At 69.1% G+C, this 20,765-nt stretch carries 24 protein-coding genes; 6 read left to right on the forward strand and 18 right to left on the reverse strand.

What is annotated here, in order from left to right; translation table 11 throughout:
• The 11 genes from ACK4I0_RS03635 to ACK4I0_RS03685 all read right to left on the reverse strand — a co-directional run.
• On the reverse strand, window positions 1–642 hold a 642-nt coding region (locus ACK4I0_RS03635; protein ID WP_409608102.1), incomplete at its 3' end, for a magnesium chelatase domain-containing protein.
• Between the two features lie 61 nt (window positions 643–703).
• On the reverse strand, window positions 704–1,648 hold the full coding sequence (gene gshB / locus ACK4I0_RS03640) for a glutathione synthase (RefSeq protein WP_409608104.1): 945 nt from the start codon (window positions 1,646–1,648) through the stop codon (window positions 704–706).
• Between the two features lie 123 nt (window positions 1,649–1,771).
• Window positions 1,772–2,587, reverse strand: coding sequence for a transglutaminase family protein (locus ACK4I0_RS03645; RefSeq protein WP_409608106.1), 816 nt, complete (start codon window positions 2,585–2,587; stop codon window positions 1,772–1,774).
• Window positions 2,584–2,982 carry a YraN family protein gene (locus ACK4I0_RS03650; RefSeq protein ID WP_409608108.1) on the reverse strand — a complete coding sequence of 133 codons (399 nt, stop codon included), beginning with the start codon at window positions 2,980–2,982 and terminating at the stop codon, window positions 2,584–2,586. Before ACK4I0_RS03650 ends, ACK4I0_RS03645 begins: the two co-directional genes overlap by 4 nt.
• Entirely contained in the window at window positions 2,979–3,854 is an 876-nt protein-coding gene (rsmI, locus tag ACK4I0_RS03655; protein ID WP_409608110.1) for a 16S rRNA (cytidine(1402)-2'-O)-methyltransferase, read from the reverse strand. Before rsmI ends, ACK4I0_RS03650 begins: the two co-directional genes overlap by 4 nt.
• Window positions 3,855–3,901: 47 nt before the next feature.
• Window positions 3,902–4,402: a hypothetical protein gene (locus ACK4I0_RS03660; protein WP_409608112.1), complete on the reverse strand. Its 501-nt coding sequence runs from the start codon at window positions 4,400–4,402 to the stop codon at window positions 3,902–3,904.
• Between the two features lie 79 nt (window positions 4,403–4,481).
• Window positions 4,482–4,727 (reverse strand): hypothetical protein, encoded by a 246-nt coding sequence (locus ACK4I0_RS03665; RefSeq protein WP_409608114.1) that lies wholly within the window; start codon window positions 4,725–4,727, stop codon window positions 4,482–4,484.
• Between the two features lie 51 nt (window positions 4,728–4,778).
• A complete protein-coding gene (locus ACK4I0_RS03670) occupies window positions 4,779–5,345 on the reverse strand; it encodes a DsbE family thiol:disulfide interchange protein (protein WP_409608116.1) in 567 nt (188 codons plus the stop codon).
• The gene (gene ccmD, locus ACK4I0_RS03675; protein WP_409608118.1) at window positions 5,342–5,581 is read right to left on the reverse strand and encodes a heme exporter protein CcmD; all 240 of its coding nucleotides are present in this window, start codon (window positions 5,579–5,581) and stop codon (window positions 5,342–5,344) included. The genes ACK4I0_RS03670 and ccmD overlap by 4 nt, the downstream gene beginning before the upstream one ends.
• Window positions 5,581–6,300, reverse strand: coding sequence for a heme ABC transporter permease (locus tag ACK4I0_RS03680; protein ID WP_409608120.1), 720 nt, complete (start codon window positions 6,298–6,300; stop codon window positions 5,581–5,583). Before ACK4I0_RS03680 ends, ccmD begins: the two co-directional genes overlap by 1 nt.
• Window positions 6,301–6,437: 137 nt before the next feature.
• The gene (locus ACK4I0_RS03685; RefSeq protein ID WP_409608122.1) at window positions 6,438–8,567 is read right to left on the reverse strand and encodes a M13 family metallopeptidase; all 2,130 of its coding nucleotides are present in this window, start codon (window positions 8,565–8,567) and stop codon (window positions 6,438–6,440) included.
• A 323-nt stretch (window positions 8,568–8,890) separates the two neighbouring features.
• Here ACK4I0_RS03685 and ACK4I0_RS03690 point away from each other — a divergent pair, with 323 nt between their 5' ends.
• Complete coding sequence (locus tag ACK4I0_RS03690; protein ID WP_409608124.1) at window positions 8,891–9,544, forward strand: TetR family transcriptional regulator; 654 nt, start codon at window positions 8,891–8,893, stop codon at window positions 9,542–9,544.
• Window positions 9,545–9,561: 17 nt separating this feature from the next.
• Here the strand turns inward: ACK4I0_RS03690 and ACK4I0_RS03695 are convergent, their stop codons facing one another.
• The gene (locus ACK4I0_RS03695) at window positions 9,562–10,683 is read right to left on the reverse strand and encodes a Rieske 2Fe-2S domain-containing protein (RefSeq protein ID WP_409608126.1); all 1,122 of its coding nucleotides are present in this window, start codon (window positions 10,681–10,683) and stop codon (window positions 9,562–9,564) included.
• Between the two features lie 110 nt (window positions 10,684–10,793).
• Between ACK4I0_RS03695 and ACK4I0_RS03700 the strand changes: the two genes are divergently transcribed.
• From ACK4I0_RS03700 to ACK4I0_RS03715, 4 genes are all read left to right on the forward strand, one after another.
• Window positions 10,794–11,720 (forward strand): alpha/beta fold hydrolase, encoded by a 927-nt coding sequence (locus ACK4I0_RS03700; protein ID WP_135062293.1) that lies wholly within the window; start codon window positions 10,794–10,796, stop codon window positions 11,718–11,720.
• Complete coding sequence (locus ACK4I0_RS03705; RefSeq protein WP_409608128.1) at window positions 11,717–12,334, forward strand: methyltransferase domain-containing protein; 618 nt, start codon at window positions 11,717–11,719, stop codon at window positions 12,332–12,334. The genes ACK4I0_RS03700 and ACK4I0_RS03705 overlap by 4 nt, the downstream gene beginning before the upstream one ends.
• An 87-nt stretch (window positions 12,335–12,421) precedes the next feature.
• On the forward strand, window positions 12,422–14,503 hold the full coding sequence (locus tag ACK4I0_RS03710) for a transglycosylase domain-containing protein (protein WP_409608130.1): 2,082 nt from the start codon (window positions 12,422–12,424) through the stop codon (window positions 14,501–14,503).
• 10 nt (window positions 14,504–14,513) lie between these two features.
• The gene (locus ACK4I0_RS03715) at window positions 14,514–14,960 is read left to right on the forward strand and encodes a putative signal transducing protein (RefSeq protein ID WP_409608132.1); all 447 of its coding nucleotides are present in this window, start codon (window positions 14,514–14,516) and stop codon (window positions 14,958–14,960) included.
• Between the two features lie 7 nt (window positions 14,961–14,967).
• On the opposite strand, the gene ACK4I0_RS03720 is transcribed toward ACK4I0_RS03715, so the two are convergent.
• From ACK4I0_RS03720 to ACK4I0_RS03740, 5 genes are all read right to left on the reverse strand, one after another.
• On the reverse strand, window positions 14,968–15,264 hold the full coding sequence (locus tag ACK4I0_RS03720) for an HPr family phosphocarrier protein (protein ID WP_409608134.1): 297 nt from the start codon (window positions 15,262–15,264) through the stop codon (window positions 14,968–14,970).
• Window positions 15,261–15,665: a PTS sugar transporter subunit IIA gene (locus ACK4I0_RS03725; protein ID WP_135062297.1), complete on the reverse strand. Its 405-nt coding sequence runs from the start codon at window positions 15,663–15,665 to the stop codon at window positions 15,261–15,263. Before ACK4I0_RS03725 ends, ACK4I0_RS03720 begins: the two co-directional genes overlap by 4 nt.
• A 99-nt stretch (window positions 15,666–15,764) precedes the next feature.
• The gene (locus ACK4I0_RS03730) at window positions 15,765–16,187 is read right to left on the reverse strand and encodes an HPr kinase/phosphorylase (protein ID WP_409608136.1); all 423 of its coding nucleotides are present in this window, start codon (window positions 16,185–16,187) and stop codon (window positions 15,765–15,767) included.
• Window positions 16,184–17,827, reverse strand: a complete 1,644-nt coding sequence (locus ACK4I0_RS03735) for an ATP-binding protein (protein WP_409608138.1) — start codon at window positions 17,825–17,827, stop codon at window positions 16,184–16,186. Before ACK4I0_RS03735 ends, ACK4I0_RS03730 begins: the two co-directional genes overlap by 4 nt.
• A complete protein-coding gene (locus ACK4I0_RS03740; RefSeq protein ID WP_409608140.1) occupies window positions 17,796–18,500 on the reverse strand; it encodes a response regulator transcription factor in 705 nt (234 codons plus the stop codon). The genes ACK4I0_RS03735 and ACK4I0_RS03740 overlap by 32 nt, the downstream gene beginning before the upstream one ends.
• Window positions 18,501–18,695: 195 nt before the next feature.
• Here ACK4I0_RS03740 and ACK4I0_RS03745 point away from each other — a divergent pair, with 195 nt between their 5' ends.
• Window positions 18,696–20,408, forward strand: coding sequence for a hypothetical protein (locus ACK4I0_RS03745; protein WP_409608142.1), 1,713 nt, complete (start codon window positions 18,696–18,698; stop codon window positions 20,406–20,408).
• A gap of 14 nt (window positions 20,409–20,422) precedes the next feature.
• Here ACK4I0_RS03745 and ACK4I0_RS03750 read toward each other — a convergent pair whose 3' ends face one another.
• Window positions 20,423–20,755: a DUF2794 domain-containing protein gene (locus tag ACK4I0_RS03750; RefSeq protein WP_409608144.1), complete on the reverse strand. Its 333-nt coding sequence runs from the start codon at window positions 20,753–20,755 to the stop codon at window positions 20,423–20,425.
• Between the last annotated feature and the right edge of the window lie 10 nt (window positions 20,756–20,765).

Below are 20,765 nucleotides of genomic sequence, written 5' to 3' on the forward strand. Positions count from 1 at the left end.
CAGCAGGTTGTGGCCGCCCGCCGCAGCGATCTCGAGTGCGCGCTTGGCGCCCTCCTGGCCGCGCACTTCGCGAAGGTCCGGCACGGCGGCGCCTGAGCGCATGTCGCCGCGTTCCGGCGCGCGCAGCACCTGCGAGCCCTTGAAGTGGTTGATCAGGCCGATCAGCGAACGGGGCACCAGGATCTGCGCCCCATCGGCCCAGGCGGCTTCGGGTCCGTTGGCCTCGGGACAGATCAGGCCCAGCCCCATGGCCGAGGCGGCGACGGCGGCGGGCAGGGCGCCGCCCACCGAGGCGATCTGACCGTCCAGCCCCAGCTCTCCCACCGCGGCCCAGCCGTCCAGCGCATCGGGCGCGATCACGCCCATGGCGGCCAGAAGGGCCAGGGCGATGGGCAGATCGAAATGGCTGCCCTCCTTGGGCAGGTCGGCAGGCGCCAGATTGGCGATGACCTTCTTGGGCGGCAGGGCCAGGCCGATGCCGGCGAAGGCGCCGCGCACGCGCTCGCGGCTCTCGGCCACGGCCTTGTCGGGCAGGCCGACGATGGCGAAGGCGCCCTGCGGACTGCCCAGAAACTGGACCTCCACATCCACGCGCCGCGCGTCCACGCCGTCGAAGGCGACCGTGACAACCCGAGCGACCATGGCGCGCCTCCCTCAACCCAAGGAGAACGAACCATGAACCTACTTGTTTGGCAAGCCCGCGTTATGCGGCGCGTTTCGCTTCGATCACGTCCCACAGCACGGCGCCGGCGTCGACGCCGCTGAACCGCTTCAGCTGCTGGGCGCCGGTGGGGGAGGTGACGTTGATCTCAGTCAGATAGTCGCCGATCACGTCGATGCCGACGAAGATCAGGCCTCGCCGCTTCAGCTCGGGCCCGATGGCGGCGCAGATCTCGCGGTCGCGGGGGGTCAGCTCGACCGGCGCCGCGACGCCGCCCACACGCAGGTTGGAGCGCACCTGTCCCGACGCCGGGATGCGGTTGATGGCGCCGATCGGCTCGCCGTCGATCAGGATGATTCGCTTGTCCCCGGCCGAGACGGCGGGGATGAATTTCTGGATCACCAGCGGATCGCGGCTGCCCATGGCGTGGATTTCGACCAGGGCGTCCAGGTTAGGGTCGCCGGCCTTGAGCCGCACCACGCCCGAACCGGCCGCGCCGTGCAGCGGTTTCAGAACCACGTCGCCGTGCTTCTGATGGAAGGCGTTCAGGGCGACCGGGTCCGACGAAATCAGAGTCGGCGGCGTCAGGCCGGGGAAGCGTGTGACCAAGAGCTTCTCGGGCGCCGAGCGCACCTCGGCGGGATCGTTCACCACCAGAGTGTGGGGATGCACCGTCTCCAGCAGATAGGTGGCGGTGACATAGGCCATGTCGAAGGGCGGATCCTGGCGCATCAGGATCACATCGACATCGGCCCCTAGGTCCAGCCTGGCCTCTTCACCGAAGACGACATGATCGCCCTGGGCGGCCTTCAGACTGACCGGGCGGGCGCGGCAGAACAGGCGGCCGTCCTCCAGCGCCAGGGTGCGGAAGTCGTAGACCCACAGGCTGTGCCCGCGCTCCTGGGCCGACAGGGCCAACAGGAAGGTGGTGTCGGACTCCACGTCGACCGCCTCGATGGGGTCCATCTGGATGGCGACCTTGAGCATCTTGGATCTCTCTTGTTTGGCGCTGACGCCCGCGCCACGGACGCGGGCTGCTTGAGCGCCGAGGCGGGCGCTGTCGGTTGTGGCTTACTTGAGCGTGGCGGGGCGTCGCTGCAAGGCGCAGCTTCAGTTCAGGCGCAGACGAACGCGGTCGAACACCACCTGGCGGCCCACCTCGGCGGCGCCGTCCACGCCTCGGGCGCGCGACAGGGCGTCCAGGGCGCCGGCCAGGGCGCCCTGTTTCTCGCGGGCGGCGGCGACGTCCAGCCAGGGCCGGTGATCCTCGGGGTCCAAGAGGGCGCGGCGCAGGGCCGAGCGCTCGGCCGCCTCGAAGTCGCCGGCCTTGAGCGCGCGGCTGAACAGGATGTTCTGCAGCCGGATCAGGGCCTGCCGCTCGCTGACCGGAGCCATCAGCAGATCCAGCCGGTCCGCGACATGAGGCGTCAGGCCGGCCCGCAGCGCGCGGCGGGTCAGCTCGGAGGGCAGGACGACCCGCCCCTGGCTGAACGGGTCCAGCGCCACCGGGCCCTCGGGGGTCTCGATGCGCAGCAGGACGTGGCCGGGAAAATCCACGGCGGCGGCCTGAACGCCCGCCCGGCGGGCCGCGTCCAGGTAGAAGACCGCCAGGGCCGCCGACAGACCGCGCCGCCGCTCTGCCACATCGATGACGTCGGTGTTCCCGGGGTCGTCGTAGCGCAGCAGATCGCCGTTGAACCGCAGATCGGCCGACAGCGTCTCGGCCAGGGCGTCATCGACCGGCTCGCCGCCGATGCGCTCCTTCAGGCGTTCGCCGGCGATGGCGGCCAAGACGCGGACCGGCTCGGGGTCGCGGAACGGCCAGTCGTGCAGCGCGCAGGCGAGGGCGGCCTCCAGAAGGGGAAACTCCGCCTCCTCGCTGCGGCCGATCTCGGCCAGCTGGGCTTCGGCCTCTTCGCGCGTCACGACGGATATCCGATGTCTGGCGACATAACGCCGCGAAGATGACGCGGAAATCGGCCGGGAGCCAGCGCGACCATATCCAGCCGGAGATCCAGCCCAGCCAGGGCGGGACGGCCGCGCGCCACGGCCTGGCCCGAGGCCAGCAGCCGCGCGTGCTGATGCGGGGTCAGGGCCAGCATCGCGGCCTCCAGCGTGGTGCGGCGCTTGACCTCGACCACGGCCAGGACGCGGCCGCGCCGGGCCAGTATGTCGATCTCCCCGGCTCGGCTCTTCAGACGGAAGCCGAGGATCTGATAGCCCTTGAGCATCAGAAAGGCCGCCGCGATCCATTCGGCGGCATGGCCTTCGCGCCGCGACCGGCCGCCCAGGCGGCGACGCCAGGGCGCGGCCGGCTTCACCCGACGCCCTTCAGTTCAAGCGCGCGGCGGTACAGCGGCTTGCGTGACAGGTTCAGCGCCTTGGACACCTCCGCTGCCGCCTCGCCGGGCGGCAGGCGGGTCAGGGCTTCGGTCAGGGCCGCGTCCGCATCGGCTTCGGTGGCGACCTCGGCGTCGCCCGGCGCCACGACGACGACAATCTCGCCCTTGGGACCGTCCAGAGCCGGGTCTTGCGCCAAGGCGTCCAGCGGGCCCCGCACACAGTCTTCATACAGCTTGGTCAGTTCGCGCGTGACCGCCGCAGGGCGCTGCCCCAGCACGGCGGCCATGTCGGTCAGGCTGTCCCTGAGCCGCGGTCCGCTCTCGAAGAAGACGAGGGTCTGACGGCCCGGCCGCAGCTCCTCCAGCATCGCGTTCCGCGCCGCCGACTTGGGCGGCAGGAAGCCGGCGAAGGTCACACGGTCCGCGGGCAGGCCGGCGAGCATCAGGGCGGCCAGCAGGCTCGAGGCCCCGGGAATCGGATGCAGGGGCAGTCCGGCCGCGATCACGGCGCGGGCGACGACATAGCCGGGATCGCTCACCATCGGCGTGCCGGCGTCCGACACCAGCGCCACCACGGCCCCCTCGCGGATCCGCTCGATGGCGATCTCGGCCGCGCGAGCCGAGGCGTGGTCGTCGCACCGTTCCAGCTTCGCCTTCAGCCCATAGGCCGCCAACAGCTTGCCCGACACGCGCGTGTCCTCGGCCAGCACCAGATCGGCCGCGGCCAGGACATCCAGCGCCCGCAGGGTGATGTCGCGCAGATTGCCGATGGGCGTGGCCACCAGATACAGGCCCGCCTCGACCCCGCGCGGCGGCGGGGCGAGGGGCGGGAAAAGCGGCCGATCGATCATGGGCCAAGGGTGGCAGGCGCCGCCCTTGGCCTCAAGAGATCATATTCTCACCGATCCCCGGTCGACCGCGAGATGGCGGCGCGCATCCCCTCGGCGTGCAGGGCGCCCGACGGGGCGATCTTGCGGTTCGGCAGGTCGATCATGCCCGCGTCCGAGGTCTTGTCCTCGGGCCCGCGCCAGGGGTGGGCGTCCTGGCGGCGGCGCAGGGCGGCGCGCAGGTTCTTCTGGGCCGCGCCGGCCAGTTCGGCCCGCTTCACGCCGCGACGACGCTCGATCTCCTTGTTGACACGCTTGACCGCCGTGGCGAGCGCGGCCTTCTTCTCCTTGGCCCCCGTGTCGGCGCCGGCCTCCTTGGCGCCGCTCTTGGCGTCGCGGGCGCGGCTGCGGGACAGGGTCTTGACGCGGTCGCGACGCTCGCGAAGGCGACGCGCCAGGCCGACCAGCTCTGGCCCCTCCAGCTTGCACAGGGCCGGCGCGCGGCTCTGATCCACCAGCTCGCGCTCGTCCTTGGTCAGGTTTCGGTCTTCTGTCTTCTTGGCGCGCGCCATGGTCGTCTCCTTGTAAGCTTGAGGAGACAAAGCGTGTCAGATCGGCAAGCGGTTCCGGCTTGCGACGCCGGGCCGCGCCCTAGATGCGGATGTCCAGCATTGAGCCCGGCCGCAGCAGACGGCCTTCCTGCATGGCCTCGACGCGATCGGCCAGCGGGCGGGGCAGGGTCGCGGGATCCAGGGGCGCCGACTTGGTCTCGACCGGCGCGGCGGGCGCCGGCTGGCCCATGGCGGCGCGAAAGAAGGCGGCCTGGGCCGCGCGCGCATCGTTGGCCGGTTGCACGCCGGGCAGAGGCAGGGGCAGGTCGGGACGAATCGCGCTCATGCCCGCAGGGTTAACCGGAACCGTCTAAAGAGGGTTAACGAGCTTTAGGGTTCAGCGGGGTGTGGCGGTTGGCAGGGGGCGGGGCGGGGCCTGGATGGCCTGGATCAAGGGTTCGATGTCGGCCGGCTGGACCAGAGGGCCGGACGCCTTGGCGGTGATCTTGCCCATGGCGTCCACGGCGAAGGTCTCGGGCACGCCCGAAATGCCCAGGTCCAGACCGCCGCGGCCCTCGCGATCGACCAGCACCATGGCGAAGGGGTCGCCCAGTTCGTCCAGGAAGGCGCGGGTCGCGGCGGGGTCGTCCTTGTAGGCGATGCCCACCACGGCCACGCCCCGGCGCTGAAGCTCCAGCAGTTGCGGATGCTCCAGCCGGCAGGGCGCGCACCAAGAGGCGAAGACGTTGACGATCATCGGCCGTCCGCGCCCGGCGGTCTTCAGGTCCAGCATGGCGTCGCCTGCCCGGTCGCCGTCCAGCATCGGCAGCACCGTCTCGGGGATGGGCTGGCCGACGAGGGCGTCGGGCTTAAACGCCGGATCGCGCTTCAGCGACCAGCCGATGAACAAGATCGTCAGCGCCGCGATCACGACGAGGGGCAGAAGCGCCAGCCAGCGGTTCATTGTTTTGGCCCTACCGCGCTTTGCACTGCTTGAGGGCTGTCTTGTGGCCCTATCGCGCTTTGCGCTGCTTGAGTGTGGGCCGCCTCGCCGGCGGCCGTGCCCAAACGCGCCAACTCGTTTTTCCAGCGGCGCGAGGCGGCGACGGCGCGCACGACCAGGCCAGCCAAGACCACCGCACTGATCGCCCAGGCAGGCCAGACGAAGGCGGCGTAGGGGCTCATGTCCAGATCCAGCATCAGGCCTCCAGAGCGCGGCGAGCGCGGATCGACAGAACGCGGCGGCGCGTGACCTCGGTTCGGATCGAGGTGATCCACAGCGCCAGGAACAGCACCCCATAAGCCGCCATCATGGTCAGCAGCGGCGCCAAATAGGCGGTGACCATCGACGGGCCGCCGACACGCAGCAGAGACGCCGGCTGATGCAGGGTGTTCCACCAGTCCACAGAGAACCGCACGATCGGCAGGTTGATCAGCCCGACCAGGCCCAGCACGGCGGCGGCGCGCGCGGCCTTGGCCTCGTCGTCGATCGAGGCTCTGAGCGCCATGTAGCCGAGGTAGAACAGGAACAGCACCAGCACGCTGGTCAGACGCGCATCCCACACCCACCAGGTTCCCCACATCGGCTGACCCCACAGCGAACCCGTGATCAGCGCCAAGGCCGTGAAGGCCGCGCCGGGCAGAGCCGCCCCGCGCGCCGCCGCATCGGCCAGCGGGTGGCGGAAGATCAGCGACAGCAGGCTGGCGACGCCCAACGCGCCATAGACCATCAGGCCCAGCGAGGCGGCGGGCACGTGCACGAACATGATCCGCACCGTGTCGCCCTGCTGATAGTCCTCCGGCGCGATGAAGCTGAGCCAGACGCCGATGGCAAGCAGCACCGCCGCCGCCGCCCAGAGCACGGGCGTCAGAGGACGAGTGAAGCGCATGAAGCGCTCAGGATTGGCGAGGCCGAACATGGTGCGCCGATTACGCCGCCCTCGCGGCGCGGGCAAGGCAGCGTCGCTGCGACCTCCGGCCTTAAGCAGCGCGAAGTGGCCAAACAAAAAGACCGGGGCGCAAACCCCGGTCTTTTCTTTTCCAGTGGTGCGTCGACCTACCAGAGGCGGACCCGACCCTCGGGCGCGACGTAATATTTGTCGCCGGGCTGGACGTCGAAGGCCTCGTACCAGGCGTCCACGTTACGGATCGGGCCGATGACGCGGAACTCCGCCGGGCTGTGCGGCCCATTGGTGACCTGCTGGCGCAGAGCCTCCTCACGGTACTTGGTCTGCCAGACCTGCGCCCAGCCGTAGAAGACGCGCTGGTCGCCGGTGGTGCCGTCCAGGACGGGCGACGGCTGGCCGTTGAGCGACGCGCGATAGCCTTCCAGGCCCAAGGTGACGCCGGCCAGGTCGCCGATGTTCTCGCCGCGGCTCAGGCCCGGGCGGATCGGATAGCCCGGCAGCGGCTCGTAGCTGGCGAACTGGGCGTCCATGATGTCGGTCGCCTTGGTGAAGTTGGCCGCGTCCTCGGCCGTCCACCAGTCACGCAGCACCCCGTCGCCGTCGGACTTGCGGCCCTGGTCGTCGAAGCCGTGGCCGATCTCGTGGCCGATCACGCCGCCGATGGCGCCGTAGTTGACCGCCGGGTCGGCGTCGGGATCGAAGAACGGCGGCTGGAGGATCGCCGCCGGGAAGACGATCTCGTTCATGGTCGAGTTGTAGTAGGCGTTCACCGTCTGCGGCGTCATGCCCCACTCATCGCGGTCCACAGGGCCGTTCATGCGGCCGCGATTGTAGTTCCACTCGAAGGCGTTGGCCCGCTCGGCATTGCCGAACAGGTCGTCGGCGCGGATGTCCAGGGCGGAGTAGTCGCGCCACTTCGACGGATAGCCGATCTTGACGTTGAACTTCTTCAGCTTGTCCTGAGCCTGCGCCTTGGTGGCGTCGCCCATCCACGGCAGCTGGTTGATGCGGGCCTCCAGCGCGACGCGCAGGTTGGCGACCAGCTCCTCCATCTTGGCCTTGGATTCCGGCGGGAAGTATTCGGCGACGTAGAGGCGACCCATGGACTCGCCCAACATGCCTTCGGTGAAGGAAATGCCGCGCTTGTCGCGCGCGCGCTGCTCGGGCTGGCCCTGCAGATCGCGCAGGCGGAAGCCCCACTGCGCATCGGCGAACCGCTTGGACAGGCGCGAGGCGGCGCGGTCGGTTGTGTGGAAGGCCTGCCAGGCCTGCAGGGTCTCGACCGGCGTTTCGGCGAAGATGGCCGCCATCTGCGGGAAGGCTGTGTTCTGGCGAACGACCACACGCTGCACGTCGCCCAGTCCAGCGGCGTTCATATAGCCGGCCCAGTCGAAGCCCGGCGCCGTCTCGGTCAGGCTGGCGGGGGTGAACTCGTTATAGGTCCGGTCGCGGTCGCGGCTCTGCTCGGGGCTCCAGTGGGCCTCGGCGATGCGGGTCTCGAAGGCCATGACCGCATCAGCCGATGCCGACGGGTTCGCCCAGCCGGCCAGGGTCAGCATCTGCTCCAGATAGGCGCGATACAGACCGCGCTGACGCTCGAAGCGTGCGTCCAGATAGTAGTCGCGGTTGGGCAGGCCCAGACCGGACTGGCTGATGTAGCTGACATAGGCGTCAGGCGACTTCTGGTCGGCGCTGATGCCCATGCCGAACAGCGACCCGCGCGTGCGATCCGTGCGGCCCATGTAGGCGGCCAGCTTGGCGTGAGTGTCCAGCGCGCGAATGTCGGCCAGGTACGGGTCGATCGGCGCGCGGTCCAGCTGCTCGACCCGCGCCTCGTCCATATATGAGCGATAGGCGTCGGCGATCTTCTGTTCATCGGAGCCGGCCGCCAGGTCGCTGCGGGCTGACAGAGTGTCGACCATGGCCTTCAGACGGTTGTCGGACAGTTCGCGAAGCAGGGCGAAGGAGCCGTAGGAGGTGCGGTCCGAGGGGATCTCAAGTCGGTCCAGCGCCGCGCCGTTGGCGTAGCGGAAGAAGTTGTCGCCAGGGCGCACCGAAGTGTCGCGGCTCGACAGGTCGAAACCCCAGGTTCCGTATTTGGGCGCCTCGACGCCCTGCCAGCCCGAGGTTCCGCCGGCGACGGGCGCGGTCTGGAACAATTCGAAGACGGTGCAGGCCTCGTCGATACAGGCGTGGTCGTGGCCGTCATCGTGGGCCATTGCGGTTTGGGCGGGCAGGAGGAGGGCGGCCGCGGCGGCCCCGATCAGCAGTCTCTTCATAAACGAAGTCCTTGATGCGGCCCGGCCTTGCCGGGGTCGGCGGCGACCCTATGCCGACCTGCCTCGGAGTCGCCTTAAAAAAAATTCATGAAAGCGGTCAGGTTCGGATGACGTTGTGTTTCGACCCACAGAATTCCGGGCCTCAAGCGTTGCAGTCCACGACCCATTTTGGTCATTCTTGGTTGGTCTAAGCCGGGCTCTTCCCAGCCTGTCAGGGCAGCCAGTAAATTCCGTATCGTCCAGGCGACGGGTCGCATGATCCGACGCGCGGACGCTGTGTTCACGGCGGGGCTGCCCGCCAATCAGCGTTGAGTAGCCGTTCCATGAGTGAAGCCTCCCCCTCCGGCGTCGTCTCCACCGAAACCGCTCCGCGGATGAACCGCCGTCAGGCCGCCAAGGTCCGCACGCGGCAGAAGGTTCTCGACGCCGCCCGCGCCCTGTTCGCCGAGCGCGGCTACGACCCGGCCACCATCCGCGACATCGCCAAGGGCGCCGGGATGTCTACTGGCGCCGTCTTCGCCAACTTTCAGGACAAGGCCGAGTTGTTCGAAGCGGTTCTGACCGAAGACCTGCAGGGCGCCGCCAATGTGCTGCGCGAAGGCGCATCGCGCCAAGCGCCTGTGCGTGATCGCCTGGTGAACGGCTTCATCGCGGGCTATCACGCATCGCTTGAGCAACTGCCGCTGGTTCAGGCGGTGGTGGCCCGTTCGTGGTTCCAGCCGGCCGAGGCCGAGGCGCGGCTGCGTTCCGCCTTCAAGGCCCTGCCGATGGTCGGCGTGGAAGTCCTGGAAAGCGCCAAGGCGCGTGGAGAGCTGAAGTCGGACGCCGATCCCCGCCTGCTGGGCGAACTGGTCTGGGCCGCCTATCTGTCGAACTATCGCCGCGCCGCATATGAGGGCTGGGACGTCGAGACCCTGTCGGACCACATCGGCCGCCAGATAGACGCCATTCTGGCGGGTGCGTTGAACCGGCAGTGAGGCTGGGCCTCAGCGGCCTAGCTCTTCCACCTCAGCACCGCCGGCTGGACCGGATTTGAAAAGTCGCGCCCCTCGGCGCGGCTTTTCGTCCATTCGCGCTTCAGCTGCTGATACCACTTGGCCTGTTTGTCGGCGTCGTCGATCCAAATCAGGGTCGGGTCGTAGCGCAGGCCCTCGTTCTGCAGGTTCACCATGCCGCCGTCCTGCTTCAGGAAGGCGACCACGCCCATCCGCAGGAAGGGCTTGGCCAGGTTGAACACCCAGTGGTCGGACCAGAAGATCTGGGTGATGCGGGTCTTGGTCTCGGTCACCGGCGTCAGACAGGTCAGGGCCAGGACTTGCCGCTCGCCGACCAGGATATGCTCCCATCGATAGCCGGGCAGGCGGAAGGTGATCTCGGTCGCTGGCGCGCCGCCCAGAATCTTGTAGGCGCGGCTGTTGGATGACGGCGCGTGGCGGACCATGGCGAAGCCGTGCTCGCGCGGTTCGAAGGCCTTGGCCTTCTCGTGCATCGAATGCTCGGACCGCCACCACCACTGCTGATGCACATAGGGGCCGTGGGCGGGGTCCATCAGGCCGACGACGGCGTGGTCGATGTGGCTGTCGAAATCCATCGCCTCGACCAGCTTGGCCTCTCCGCCGACGACGCCGGGGAAGATCGGCGGCTCATGGTCGGGCGACGTCGGGTTGCGGGCGTCCGACGCCATCCAGACGAAGACGACGCCCTGGCTTTCGCGCACGGGATAAGACCGCACCCGGATGCGGTCGGCCTTGACCGCCTGATCCTCGACCAGGGAGGGAATGGCGGCGCAGACGCCGTCGGGACGGAACCGCCAGCCGTGATAGGGGCATTCGATCGTCTCGCCTTCGCCCGGCTTGTCGACCAGGCGGCCGGCCGAGAGGGGCGCCGCGCGGTGCGGGCAGATGTCGCGCATGGCGTAGACCTGGCCCGCGCGTGTCCGTCCGATCAGCACCGGCTCGCCCATGATCTCATAGCGTTTCAGCGAGGCGGCGGCGACGTCGCGCGCCAGGGCGACGAAGTACCAGGCGTCGCGCACGAACCCCTTGCCGAAGGCGGCGGGCGGCGGCGCGCGTTCGACATTGGAGGGCTGGACGGCGGCGGTGTCTGCGGTCTTCATGGCCTGTCCATATCAAGCGACGCGGCGGCTGTCGTGGCGTTGTATGCAGAGTTCTTTACATTGCAAAGTAAGAGGCGTAGGACGACGCCATCGCCTTCGGGGAGACTGTCATGATCCGCATCGCCATCGCCGCCCTCATCGCCGCCGCCGCGCCCGTCGCCGCGCAAGCCCAATCCCATACCGGCCACGCCCAGCACGGCGCCCATGCCGGCCATCAGCACGCCGACTTCGTGTCGGACCGCCTGCATGTGAGGGTGGAGGGCCAGGGACCGGACGTCATCTTCATTCCGGGCCTGACGTCGTCGCCGGAAATCTGGCAGGGCGCGGTCGATCACCTGGGCGGCCGCTACCGCGTGCACCGCATCCATGTGAACGGCTTCGCCGGCGCCGAGGCGGGGGCGAATGCGACCGGTCCCGTGGCCGCGCCGGTGGCCGAAGAGATCGCCCGCTACATCCGCGAGCAGGGTCTGAACCAGCCGGCGGTCGTCGGCCACTCCATGGGCGGCACCATCGGCATGATGCTGGCGGCACGCCATCCCGATCTGGTCGGCAAGCTGATGGTCGTGGACATGGTCCCGTTCATGGGGGCGATGTTCGGCGCGCCCGGCGCCACGGCCGAAAGCGTGACCCCGGTTGCGGATCAGGTCTACGCCGGCATGGCCAACAGCCCGCGCGCCGCCTACGACGAACAGGCGACTGCTTCGATCAACGGCATGATCAACACCGAGGCCCGGCGTGCCGAGGCGCTGGAGCACATGCGCGAAAGCGACCAGAAGGTCGCCGCCTCGGCCTTCCGCGAACTGATCGTCACCGACCTGCGGCCCGAACTGTCGCGCATCACCGCGCCGGTCGAGGTGCTGTACGTCAAGTTCAACGACGCGCGGATGACGCCCGAGATCACCGACGGCATCTACCGCATGTCGTTCGCCACCCTGCCGTCCGCCCAGCTGAAGCGCATCGACGACAGCGCCCATTTCATCATGTGGGACCAGCCCGACCGCTTCAACGCCGAGCTGGACGCCTTCCTGGCGCGATGAGCCATCCGGCCGCCGACCGCATCGTCGGTCTGTATCAGGCGCACGCCCGCAACTGGATCAACGACCGCGGCGTCGACCTCTATCGCGGCGCTGGCGGCCCGGACGAGGGCTTGTGGCTGGATCGGTTCCTGGAAGGCCTGCCTTCCGGATGCTCAATCCTGGACGTCGGCTGCGGATCGGGCTGGCCGATCGGGGCGGCCTTGCTGGCGCGAGGCTGCACCGTCCTGGGGCTGGATGCGGCGCCGGCCCTGATCGACCACGCACGGCGGACCCTGCCGGCTGGCGGGTGGGAGGCGGCTGACATGCGCGAGCGGCTGCCACCCGGCCCGTTCGACGGAGTTCTGGCCTGGCACAGCCTGTTTCACCTGACGCCCGACGATCAGCGCCATGTGCTGCCGCGCCTCGCCGCCCGTGTCGGACCTGGTGGACGGCTGATGTTCACCTCAGGTCCGGCGCATGGAGACACCCTCGGCGAATGGCTCGGCGAGCCCTTGTACCACGGCAGCTTGGACCCTTCTGAATATCGCGCTCTGCTCGCCGAGGCGGGGTTGGCCGTCGACGCCGCAGGTGACGGGGTCTGGCTCGCGCGTCGCGCCATTCTTTCGGCGAAATAGCGCTTCACGGTCGCGTGAACGCAGCGGGGCGTTTGCGCGATGCCCTCGGCCCGGCCTAAACGGGAGAGGGTTGGCGAGAGGGCGTAGATGGCGAATCCCAAAGTCCAGGGCGGGGCGCCCAAGCCCCGGCGCACCTGGTTTCAGCGACTGGTCTACTGGGGCATGGTGCTGGCGGTCTGGGGGCTGATCTTCGCGGTCGCCTTCTTCGCCGTGTTCGCGCGCGATCTGCCGGACACCTCCAGCCTGTATAATGTCGATCGCCAGCCCTCGATCACCTATCTGGATCGCTCCGGCGCCCTGATCGCGGTGCGCGGCACCCAGATGGCGCCGCCGGCCGATCTGGACGCCCTGCCGGACTATGTGCCCGCCGCCTTCATCGCCATCGAGGACCGGCGCTTCTACTATCATCCGGGCTTCGATCCCATCGGCATGAGCCGCGCCCTGGTCGCCAATGCGCGGGCCGGGCGGGTCGTGCAGGGCGGTTCGACCCTCACCCAGCAGCTGGCCAAGAATCTGTTCCTGACGCCCGAGCAGAACATGCGCCGCAAGGTGCAGGAGCTGATCCTGGCCGTCTGGCTGGAGCTGAAGTTCTCCAAGGACGAAATCCTGGCCTTGTATCTGAACCGCGTCTATTTCGGCGCCGGCGCCTATGGGATCGAGGCGGCCTCGCAACGCTATTTCGACAAGAGCGCCGACAGGCTGACGGTTGGAGAAGCCGCCCTGCTGGCCGGCCTGCTCAAGGCCCCATCGCGCTATTCTCCGGTGTCCGAGAGCGAGCGGGCGGCCACGCGCGCCACCGTCGTGCTCAACGAGATGGAGGAGATGGGCGTCATCAGCCCGGCCCAGCGTGCCGCCGCCGTGGCCGAGCCGGTCCGCGTCTCGCGCACCCTGGCGACCCAGCATGCTCAGTATTTCGTCGACTGGCTGGACAAGCAGATCCGGGGCCTGGTCGGCGAACCGACCGAGGACCTAGTGGTGCAGACCACGCTGGATCTGACGCTTCAGACCGACGCCGAGCGTGCGGTGCGCCGCATACTGGACCGTGACGCCAATCGCGGGGTGGAGCAGGCCTCGCTGGTCGCCCTGGACGGCGACGGCCGGGTGCGCGCCATGATCGGCGGCGCTTCCTACGCCGACAGCCAGTTCAACCGCGCGGTCGACGCCAAGCGGCAGGCGGGCTCGGCCTGGAAGCCCTTCGTCTATCTGGCGGCGCTGGAGGCCGGCTATACGCCGCAGACGCCGGTGGTGGATCAGCCCGTGACGATCAGCGGCTGGAGCCCGCGCAACTATTCCGGAACCTTCGCCGGGCAGATGACCCTGTCGCAGGCCGTGGCCCAATCGACCAATACGGTGGCGGCCTACATCGCCGATCAGGTCGGTCGCGACAGCGTGGCGCGCGCCGCGCGGCGGCTGGGGATCACGTCCTCGATCGGCACCCAGCCGTCGATGGCGCTGGGCGCGGTCGAGGTGTCGCCGCTGGAGATGGCGACCGCCTACGACGCCTTCGCCAACGGCGGGCGTCGCGTCCAGGCCTTCGGCATCGAGACCATCCGCACCCCCGACGGCCGGGTGATCTACAGCCACGCGGGCCGCGAGGCGGCGCAGGGCCAGGCCATCAACAATCCGCCGCTCTATTATCTGAACGAGATGCTGCGTGGGGTGGTCACCTCCGGCACGGCGCGTTCGGTGGCCATCGGCGGCCGCGACCTGGCGGGCAAGACCGGCACGACCTCGGACTACAAGGACGCCTGGTTCGTGGGCTACACCGGCGGCTTCGTCGCCGCCGTCTGGGTCGGCAAGGACGACAACACCGCCATGCGCGGCGTGACCGGCGGCAATGCGCCGGCTGCGATCTGGCGCGGCTTCATGGAGGCGGCCCTGCCGCGCCTGGCGGTCCAGCGCATTCCGGACGGCCCGCCCTTGCCTGAGGGCTGGCGGGCGCCGGATCCCATCGGCGACCTGATGACGGGCGAGGGCGTGCCTTACGACAGCCTGCCGTCCGCGGACGACCAGGGCTTCTCTCAGCCGGTCCAGCCGATCCAGCCTCCGCAAGCCAACCCCGGGCCTGGGGGCGGCGACGGCTTCGCCCGTCCAGTCGAGCCTCGGGGCCAGCCCGAACCGCCGCGCCGCGACCCGCCCGAACGCCGCCAGGACGGCCTGTTTTTCTGAGGGCCGCGCCATGAGCCTTGTGGAGATCCGGCGCTTCGCCGACGTCAACGAGGCCGAAATCGCGCGGGGCTACCTGGCGTCTCAGGGCGTGGAGGCCTGGGTCGCGGGCGACCAGCACGCGCGCATCGATCCGTTGATGCAGCAGGCGCTGGGCTGGAGCCGTCTGAGCGTCGCCGCTTCTGACGCCGATCAGGCCCGCGCCTTGCTGGAGGCCGTTGGGAGCGCCCCGCCGCCAGACCCGGACGCGGAAGCGCCGAGCGCCGCGCCGCTAGGGCCGTGGGGTTTGTCGGCTACGGTTCTGGCTGGCTTGGTGACAATGGGGCCGGAGGGCGGCATGGCGGTGACCGCGCTCAAGCGCAGAGGCTGGGCGCGCCGGGCTGCGGTCGGCGTGATCGTGGTGGTGATGGTGCTGGTCGGCCTGGCCTGGCTTGCCGCCTGGCCCCTGATGGGCCGTTGATCGGCCGCTATTGATCTTCGTCGAAGCGGCGGTCGACCAGGTCGGTCAGGGCCGCGATCGCTTCGGCGGCGCCCGCACCCTCGGCCTCGACGTCGATGGTGCAGCCGATGCCGGCGCCCAGCATCAGCAGTCCCATGATGGACAGGGCGTTGACCGTCGTCCCATCGCGGCTGACGCGGATTTCGCACTCGAACTCGGACGCCGTCTTGACGAACTTGGCCGAGGCGCGGGCGTGCAGGCCGCGCGTGTTGCAGATGTTCAGCGTGGCCGAGGCCTGCTGCTGGGTCACGGCCTGATCGCTCATTTCTCGCCTGCCAAGACCCATGAGGCGACCGAAATGTATTTGCGTCCCGCGTCCTGGGCGTGGGCCACGCAGGCCTCCAGGCTCTCGCGCCCGCGCACGCTGGCCAGCTTGATCAGCATGGGCAGGTTCAGGCCGGCGATGACCTCGGCGCGCGTCTGCTCCATCACCGAGATCGCAAGATTGGAGGGCGTGCCGCCGAACATGTCGGTCAGCAGGATGACCCCGTCGCCGTCATCCACGGCGGCGGCGGCGTCGACGATGTCGCGACGCCGGCGTTCCATGTCGTCCTCGGGGCCGATGCAGATGGCCGCGACCGCCCGCTGGGGGCCGACGACATGCTCCATGGCGGAAAGGAATTCGGAGGCCAGGCCGCCGTGCGTGACGATGACCAGGCCGATCATTCAGGGCTCACCCGCAAACGCCTCGTGACGTCCCCGGCCGTCATTCGACGGCGCGGACAGGACCGCAAGCGGCTGTTCTTAGGCCAAAGCCGCGCGGCGTCAAAGGCCCTGCATCGCCGCAGCCGCCAGGGCGGCGGCCGAGGGCAGGCGCGGGTCGATGTCCAGGCGCGGGATGGCGACGCCGTCGATCTCGAACGCGCCGGCTTCGGGCAGGCGCTCCACCGGGCCGTCCACGCAGTCCAGCGCCAGAACCACGCGCGCCGTTTCGCGTCGAGGGAGGCGGACCACGCCCACGCCCCGCACCTCCATTCGGCCCGAGATAGTGTCGGGCGCGCGGGCGTAGAGCGCGCCGGCCGAGGCCCATATCAGGCTGTAGTCGTCCGACACCAGCGTCCAGCCCGAGGCGATCAGGCGCAACGCCAGGTCGCTCTTTCCCGCGCCCGATGGGCCGGTGATCATCAGCGCCCGCCAGCCCGTCGGCCCCCGGCGGGCGACGACCGTGGCGTGCAGCGGCGCGGTCATCCGCGTCGCGTGGTGGCGGGCAGGGTGACGACGAACCGCGCGCCCTGCACCTGTCCCGCCTCGTCCATTCGGTTCTCGGCGCGCGCCTCGCCGCCGTGCGCCTCGACGATCTGGCGCACGATCGAAAGCCCCAGACCGGAGTTCGAGCCGAAGGCCGCGCCCTTGGGCCGCGAGGTGTAGAAGCGCTGGAAGACGGTTTCCAGGTTCTCGGCCGGGATGCCGGGGCCGTCGTCCTCGACCGTGATACGCCAGAGGCCGGGCTCGGCCTCGCCACGCGCCAGCCGCACGCGGACTTCGCCGCCGGCCGGGCTGAAGGATCGCGCATTGTCGATCAGGTTGCGGAAGACCTGACCCAGCGGCCCGTCGCGGCCCATGACCCGAGCCTCCGGGGCCTTGGTGTCCAACGTGTCGGTCTCGAGTCGCACGCGAGCCTCGCCGGGCTTTGACGTGGTCTCATAGACATTGACGATCTCGCCCAGCAGCGCCGTCAGGTCGATCGCGCGCGGCCGGTCGCGCGACAGGTCGGCGTCCAGCCTGGAGGCGTTGGAAATGTCGGTGATCAGGCGATCCAGACGCCGCACATCCTGTTGCAGCAGGGCGGTCAGCTTGGCGCGCTGTTCGTCGGTCTTGACCAGCGGCAGGGTCTCCAGCGCCGAACGGATGGAGGTCAGCGGGTTCTTGATCTCGTGACTGACATCGGCGGCGAAGCCTTCGATGGCGTCCATGCGCGTCGACAGCGTCTCGGTCATGCTTTCGAGCGAGCGCGCCAGATCGCCGATCTCGTCCTTGCGGTCCTCAAGATCGGGCAGGGAGATGGCCCGCGCCCGCTGCAGCTTGACCTGATCCGCCGCCGCCGACAGCCGCATCACCGGCCGCGCCACGAACAGGTGCAGCAGCAGCGACGCCAGCAGATTCACCGCCAGCGCCACCAGCGCGAAGGGCACCAGGGCCCCGCGTTGAGCGGCCAGAATTTCGTCGACGTCGCCGGCTTCGAGCGTCAGCACGCCCAGCACCTGCTGCACGTGGCGCACCGGAATGGAGACCGAGACGACCCGTTCGCCCTCTTCGTTGCGGCGCACGCTGGTCTGAGGTTCGCCGGCCAGGGCGCGCTCCACTTCCTGGCCCAGCACCAGGCGGGCGGCCTCCGTGCGCCGGCCATCGGCGGCCTTCTCCCTCGCCAGATCGGCGTCTGGGGACGTGCCTGCGGGACGCGCTGCCGGCAGAGCCCGCCCCGGAATATGGTCCGAAACGGCATAGCTGTCAGTGACCAGCAGACCGTCGAGATCATACAAGCGCGCCCGCTGTCCCGCCGGGATGAAGTTGTCTCTCAACAGAAGCGAGGCGTCGTTGGGGTTCAGCGACGGGATCGGATCACCCCGCGTGGCGCCCGCTTCGCCCAGCAGGTTCGCCAGCAACTGAGCCTGACTGGCCAGCGATTCCTGGCGCGCATTGATCAGGCCCCGGCTCCATTCGTTCAGCGCCAGGGCGCCGCCGAAGAGGATCAGAAGGCTGAGCAGGTTCAGCGCCAGGATGAAGCCGCCCAGGCGCGAGCCGCCGAAGCGCATCAGCCGTCGGCGGACTTGGCGCGCCTCGTCGGCGTCCCGTCGATCAGCTCTCGCGGTATCGGTAGCCGACGCCATACAGGGTCTCGATCGCGTCGAACTCGGGATCGACCACCCGGAACTTCTTTCGCATCCGCTTGACGTGGCTGTCGATGGTGCGGTCGTCGACATAGACCTGATCGTCGTAGGCGGCGTCCATCAGATTGTCGCGGCTCTTCACGAAGCCGGGACGCTGGGCCAGGGCCTGAAGCAGCAGGAACTCCGTCACGGTCAGCTTGACCGGCTTGCCGTCCCACATGGATTCATGGCGTGCGGGGTCCATGGTCAGCTTGCCGCGCTTGATCGCGCGACCCGCCCCTTCGACCGACGGCTCTGCCTCGCCGCCGTCGGCGCCCGTGCGGCGCAGCAGGGCCTTCACCCGCTCGATCAGCAGGCGCTGGCTGAAGGGTTTGTGGATGTAGTCGTCGGCGCCCAGGTTGAAGCCGAGGATTTCGTCGATCTCTTCGTCCTTGGACGTCAGCATGATGACCGGGATCTGCGAGGTCTGACGCAGGCGGCGCAGCACCTCCATGCCGTCCATGCGGGGCATCTTCACATCCAGGATCGCCAGGTCGGGCGGCGTCGCCTCCAGGGCTTCCAGGCCCGAGGCGCCGTCATGATAGGCGGTGATCTTGTGGCCATGGCTTTCCAGCGCCAGAGACACGGACGCCACGATGTTCTCGTCGTCATCGACCAGGGTGATGTTGGCCAAGGGCTTCTCCTCAAAGCGGCGCGCCGGGAGGCGGCGCGGACGAGCGGCGATGCTCGTCGATACGCCTAAACGCGCGGCAAGCGTAACCGTTCTATCGAATTCGTGTCCGCTTCAAGACATGGGCGGGGCAGCCGTCAGGCGCAACCTGTCGCGTCGGCAACCTGGCCTTAAGGCCGAGCGGCGAAGGGTGCGAACATGGCCGGTCCGATCCACTACGAAGTCTATGTGCGCAAGACCGCCCCGGCGCCCTGGTCGCTGCTGATGGCGGTCGAAGACCGAAAGACGGCGATCGAAACGGCCGAGGATCTCTTGAAGGACGATCGGGCTGCGGCGGTGCGCGTCACCAAGGAGACGCTGGACCCCGAGACGATGGAGTTCGCCAGCGTCACCATCCTGACCAAGGGCGCCCCGGAGGTTAAGCGCAAGCGGTTGGTTTCGGAAGAAGAGGCCGGGCCGTCCTGCAGGGGGGCGCAGGATTTCTATACGCCGCACGCCCGCGAGCTCATTGGTCGCGTGCTTGACGACTGGCTGGCGCGCCAAGGCGCGACGGCGTTCGAACTGCTTCATCGGCCCGATCTCGCCGAGCGCCTGGAGGCGTCCGGCGTGGAGCTGCAGCATGCGGTCCAGAAGATAGCCGTGCCCGAGAGTCAGGCCGTTGGTCAGTCCGTGCACGAACTGGTTCGGCGCTATCAGAAGCTGTCGGAGCAAGCCATCGAGCGGCTCATGGCGCTGGGCCGTTCGCAGAAGATTCCCGATCTGACTGACCGGTCGATCGCCGATGTCGCCCACCGCCTTTCGGGCAAGGCCGAGCGCGGGCTGCTGATGGGGGCCGCCTTGGCGGGCGCTCTGATGCCGCTGCGCGGCGCTCGGGCGAAGCTGGGGCGGCTGATGGATATGGCCGAAGGGGCGCCGGCCGAGGGCCCGCCGCGCGCCCTCGCCATGGTGCCGATCGAGCAACTGGCCAGCGAACTGCTTTCGGCGCGCACCAGCCTGGCGGAGATCCTGGGCCCGGCTCTGGACCAGGGCGGCAGTCTGGCGGCGGTCGTGCGCATGATCGCGCCGCGCGAGGTCGATGCGGTCCTGCGCGTCGATCCGGACCTTGCGCTGCTGATCCCGCCGCTGGACGGGCCGGCGGCGCGGCTGGCCGAGCGGCTGGCGGTTGGCGACTTTCCGCTTCTGGCGACGGCGCTGGCGCGGATGATCGCACGCGAACTCAAGGGACCGCGCCGGCTGCGTCCGTCGGATGCCGTGGGTGAAATCGAGATCCTGCGCGCGCTGGCGACGCTACTGACCGCAGCCTCCGACCGCCTGCTGAGTCAGGAGGAGGTGCTGTCGGCCTTCGCCGAACGGTCAAAGAGCCTGGTCACCGCCGATTTCGTCGCGGCCTATGTGAAGGGCTGTCCCACGGTTCTGGACGAGGCCCAGCACCTGGCCTGGCTTTGCGAGAATGTGACTGGCGCGTCCAACAAGCGGTCGGCGGCGCGCTGGATGTCGGCCTGCGTGTCCTCTCTGCGGTTCGAGAGCGAGATGCGCCAGGCGGGGCAGACGGCGTCACAGAAGCTTTTGGCCCTGGCCGCGCTGCAGCGCTCGGCGCGCCTGTGCGACCTTTCGGAAGTCGAGGAAAGCAAGCTGTGCGACGCCATCGGCGCCGTGGGCGACGTGGTCGAACGTGAAACCCGGCTGTTGGCTCAGTTGAGCCGCGCCAGGGTATCGACGCCCCAGAAACTGGGCGCCCTGCTGCGCCTGGCCTCTGGCGAGGCCGCGCCGCTGGGGCCGGCCGCGGATCGCGCCAAAGCCGAGGCGCTGAGGCTGTTCCGCCAGCCTCAGACTCGCGCCGACCTGACGGCCGCGCCCGAGGCTATAGCCCCGTTGAAAGATTTGATGCGGGCTGCGGGTTTGGCCGCCTGAGGCCGAACAGAGGTCTAATCCACGACCGTGAAGCGGCCGCTGTCGAAAATTCGCAGCACCTGCCCCAGCTCCCGCCCGCGCTTCAGCACGTGCCCGCCCTCGCCGACGACCGCCCATTGGCCCTGACGCAGCCGCAGGGCCGGCCGTTTCTCGATCCTATATGCCGGGGCGTCGCCCGATCTGCGGAACACGGCGAACTCGGCCATCTCCTTCTTGCCCACGACGGAGTAGTCGCGCCATTCGCCGGCGGCGACCATGCGGCCGTAGACCCGCAGGATCAGGTCCAGCTCGCGACGGTCGAAGAAGACCGGGCCCGCCAGAGGCGGATCAAGAGGCTCCAGGCTCATGGCTTCAATC

Origin of the sequence: Brevundimonas sp., from assembly GCF_046295775.1 — a bacterium.
In the GTDB taxonomy this organism is placed as follows: domain Bacteria; phylum Pseudomonadota; class Alphaproteobacteria; order Caulobacterales; family Caulobacteraceae; genus Brevundimonas.

Bases quoted from the DNA above. Each gene is read 5' to 3' on its own strand.
- ACK4I0_RS03715 (WP_409608132.1), top strand. From the start codon at position 14,514: ATGAGCCTTGTGGAGATCCGGCGCTTCGCCGACGTCAACGAGGCCGAA.
- gshB (WP_409608104.1), bottom strand. From the start codon at position 1,648: ATGCTCAAGGTCGCCATCCAGATGGACCCCATCGAGGCGGTCGACGTG.
- ACK4I0_RS03665 (WP_409608114.1), bottom strand. From the start codon at position 4,727: ATGAGCGCGATTCGTCCCGACCTGCCCCTGCCTCTGCCCGGCGTGCAA.
- ACK4I0_RS03725 (WP_135062297.1), bottom strand. From the start codon at position 15,665: ATGATCGGCCTGGTCATCGTCACGCACGGCGGCCTGGCCTCCGAATTC.
- ACK4I0_RS03660 (WP_409608112.1), bottom strand. From the start codon at position 4,402: ATGGCGCGCGCCAAGAAGACAGAAGACCGAAACCTGACCAAGGACGAG.
- ACK4I0_RS03730 (WP_409608136.1), bottom strand. From the start codon at position 16,187: ATGACCGCGCCGCTGCACGCCACGGTCGTCGCCCGCCGGGGGCCGACG.
- ACK4I0_RS03670 (WP_409608116.1), bottom strand. From the start codon at position 5,345: ATGAACCGCTGGCTGGCGCTTCTGCCCCTCGTCGTGATCGCGGCGCTG.
- ACK4I0_RS03680 (WP_409608120.1), bottom strand. From the start codon at position 6,300: ATGTTCGGCCTCGCCAATCCTGAGCGCTTCATGCGCTTCACTCGTCCT.
- ACK4I0_RS03745 (WP_409608142.1), top strand. From the start codon at position 18,696: ATGGCCGGTCCGATCCACTACGAAGTCTATGTGCGCAAGACCGCCCCG.
- ACK4I0_RS03690 (WP_409608124.1), top strand. From the start codon at position 8,891: ATGAGTGAAGCCTCCCCCTCCGGCGTCGTCTCCACCGAAACCGCTCCG.
- ACK4I0_RS03685 (WP_409608122.1), bottom strand. From the start codon at position 8,567: ATGAAGAGACTGCTGATCGGGGCCGCCGCGGCCGCCCTCCTCCTGCCC.
- ACK4I0_RS03700 (WP_135062293.1), top strand. From the start codon at position 10,794: ATGATCCGCATCGCCATCGCCGCCCTCATCGCCGCCGCCGCGCCCGTC.
- ACK4I0_RS03705 (WP_409608128.1), top strand. From the start codon at position 11,717: ATGAGCCATCCGGCCGCCGACCGCATCGTCGGTCTGTATCAGGCGCAC.
- ccmD (WP_409608118.1), bottom strand. From the start codon at position 5,581: ATGCTGGATCTGGACATGAGCCCCTACGCCGCCTTCGTCTGGCCTGCC.
- rsmI (WP_409608110.1), bottom strand. From the start codon at position 3,854: ATGATCGATCGGCCGCTTTTCCCGCCCCTCGCCCCGCCGCCGCGCGGG.
- ACK4I0_RS03710 (WP_409608130.1), top strand. From the start codon at position 12,422: ATGGCGAATCCCAAAGTCCAGGGCGGGGCGCCCAAGCCCCGGCGCACC.
- ACK4I0_RS03735 (WP_409608138.1), bottom strand. From the start codon at position 17,827: ATGGCGTCGGCTACCGATACCGCGAGAGCTGATCGACGGGACGCCGAC.
- ACK4I0_RS03720 (WP_409608134.1), bottom strand. From the start codon at position 15,264: ATGAGCGATCAGGCCGTGACCCAGCAGCAGGCCTCGGCCACGCTGAAC.
- ACK4I0_RS03695 (WP_409608126.1), bottom strand. From the start codon at position 10,683: ATGAAGACCGCAGACACCGCCGCCGTCCAGCCCTCCAATGTCGAACGC.
- ACK4I0_RS03750 (WP_409608144.1), bottom strand. From the start codon at position 20,755: ATGAGCCTGGAGCCTCTTGATCCGCCTCTGGCGGGCCCGGTCTTCTTC.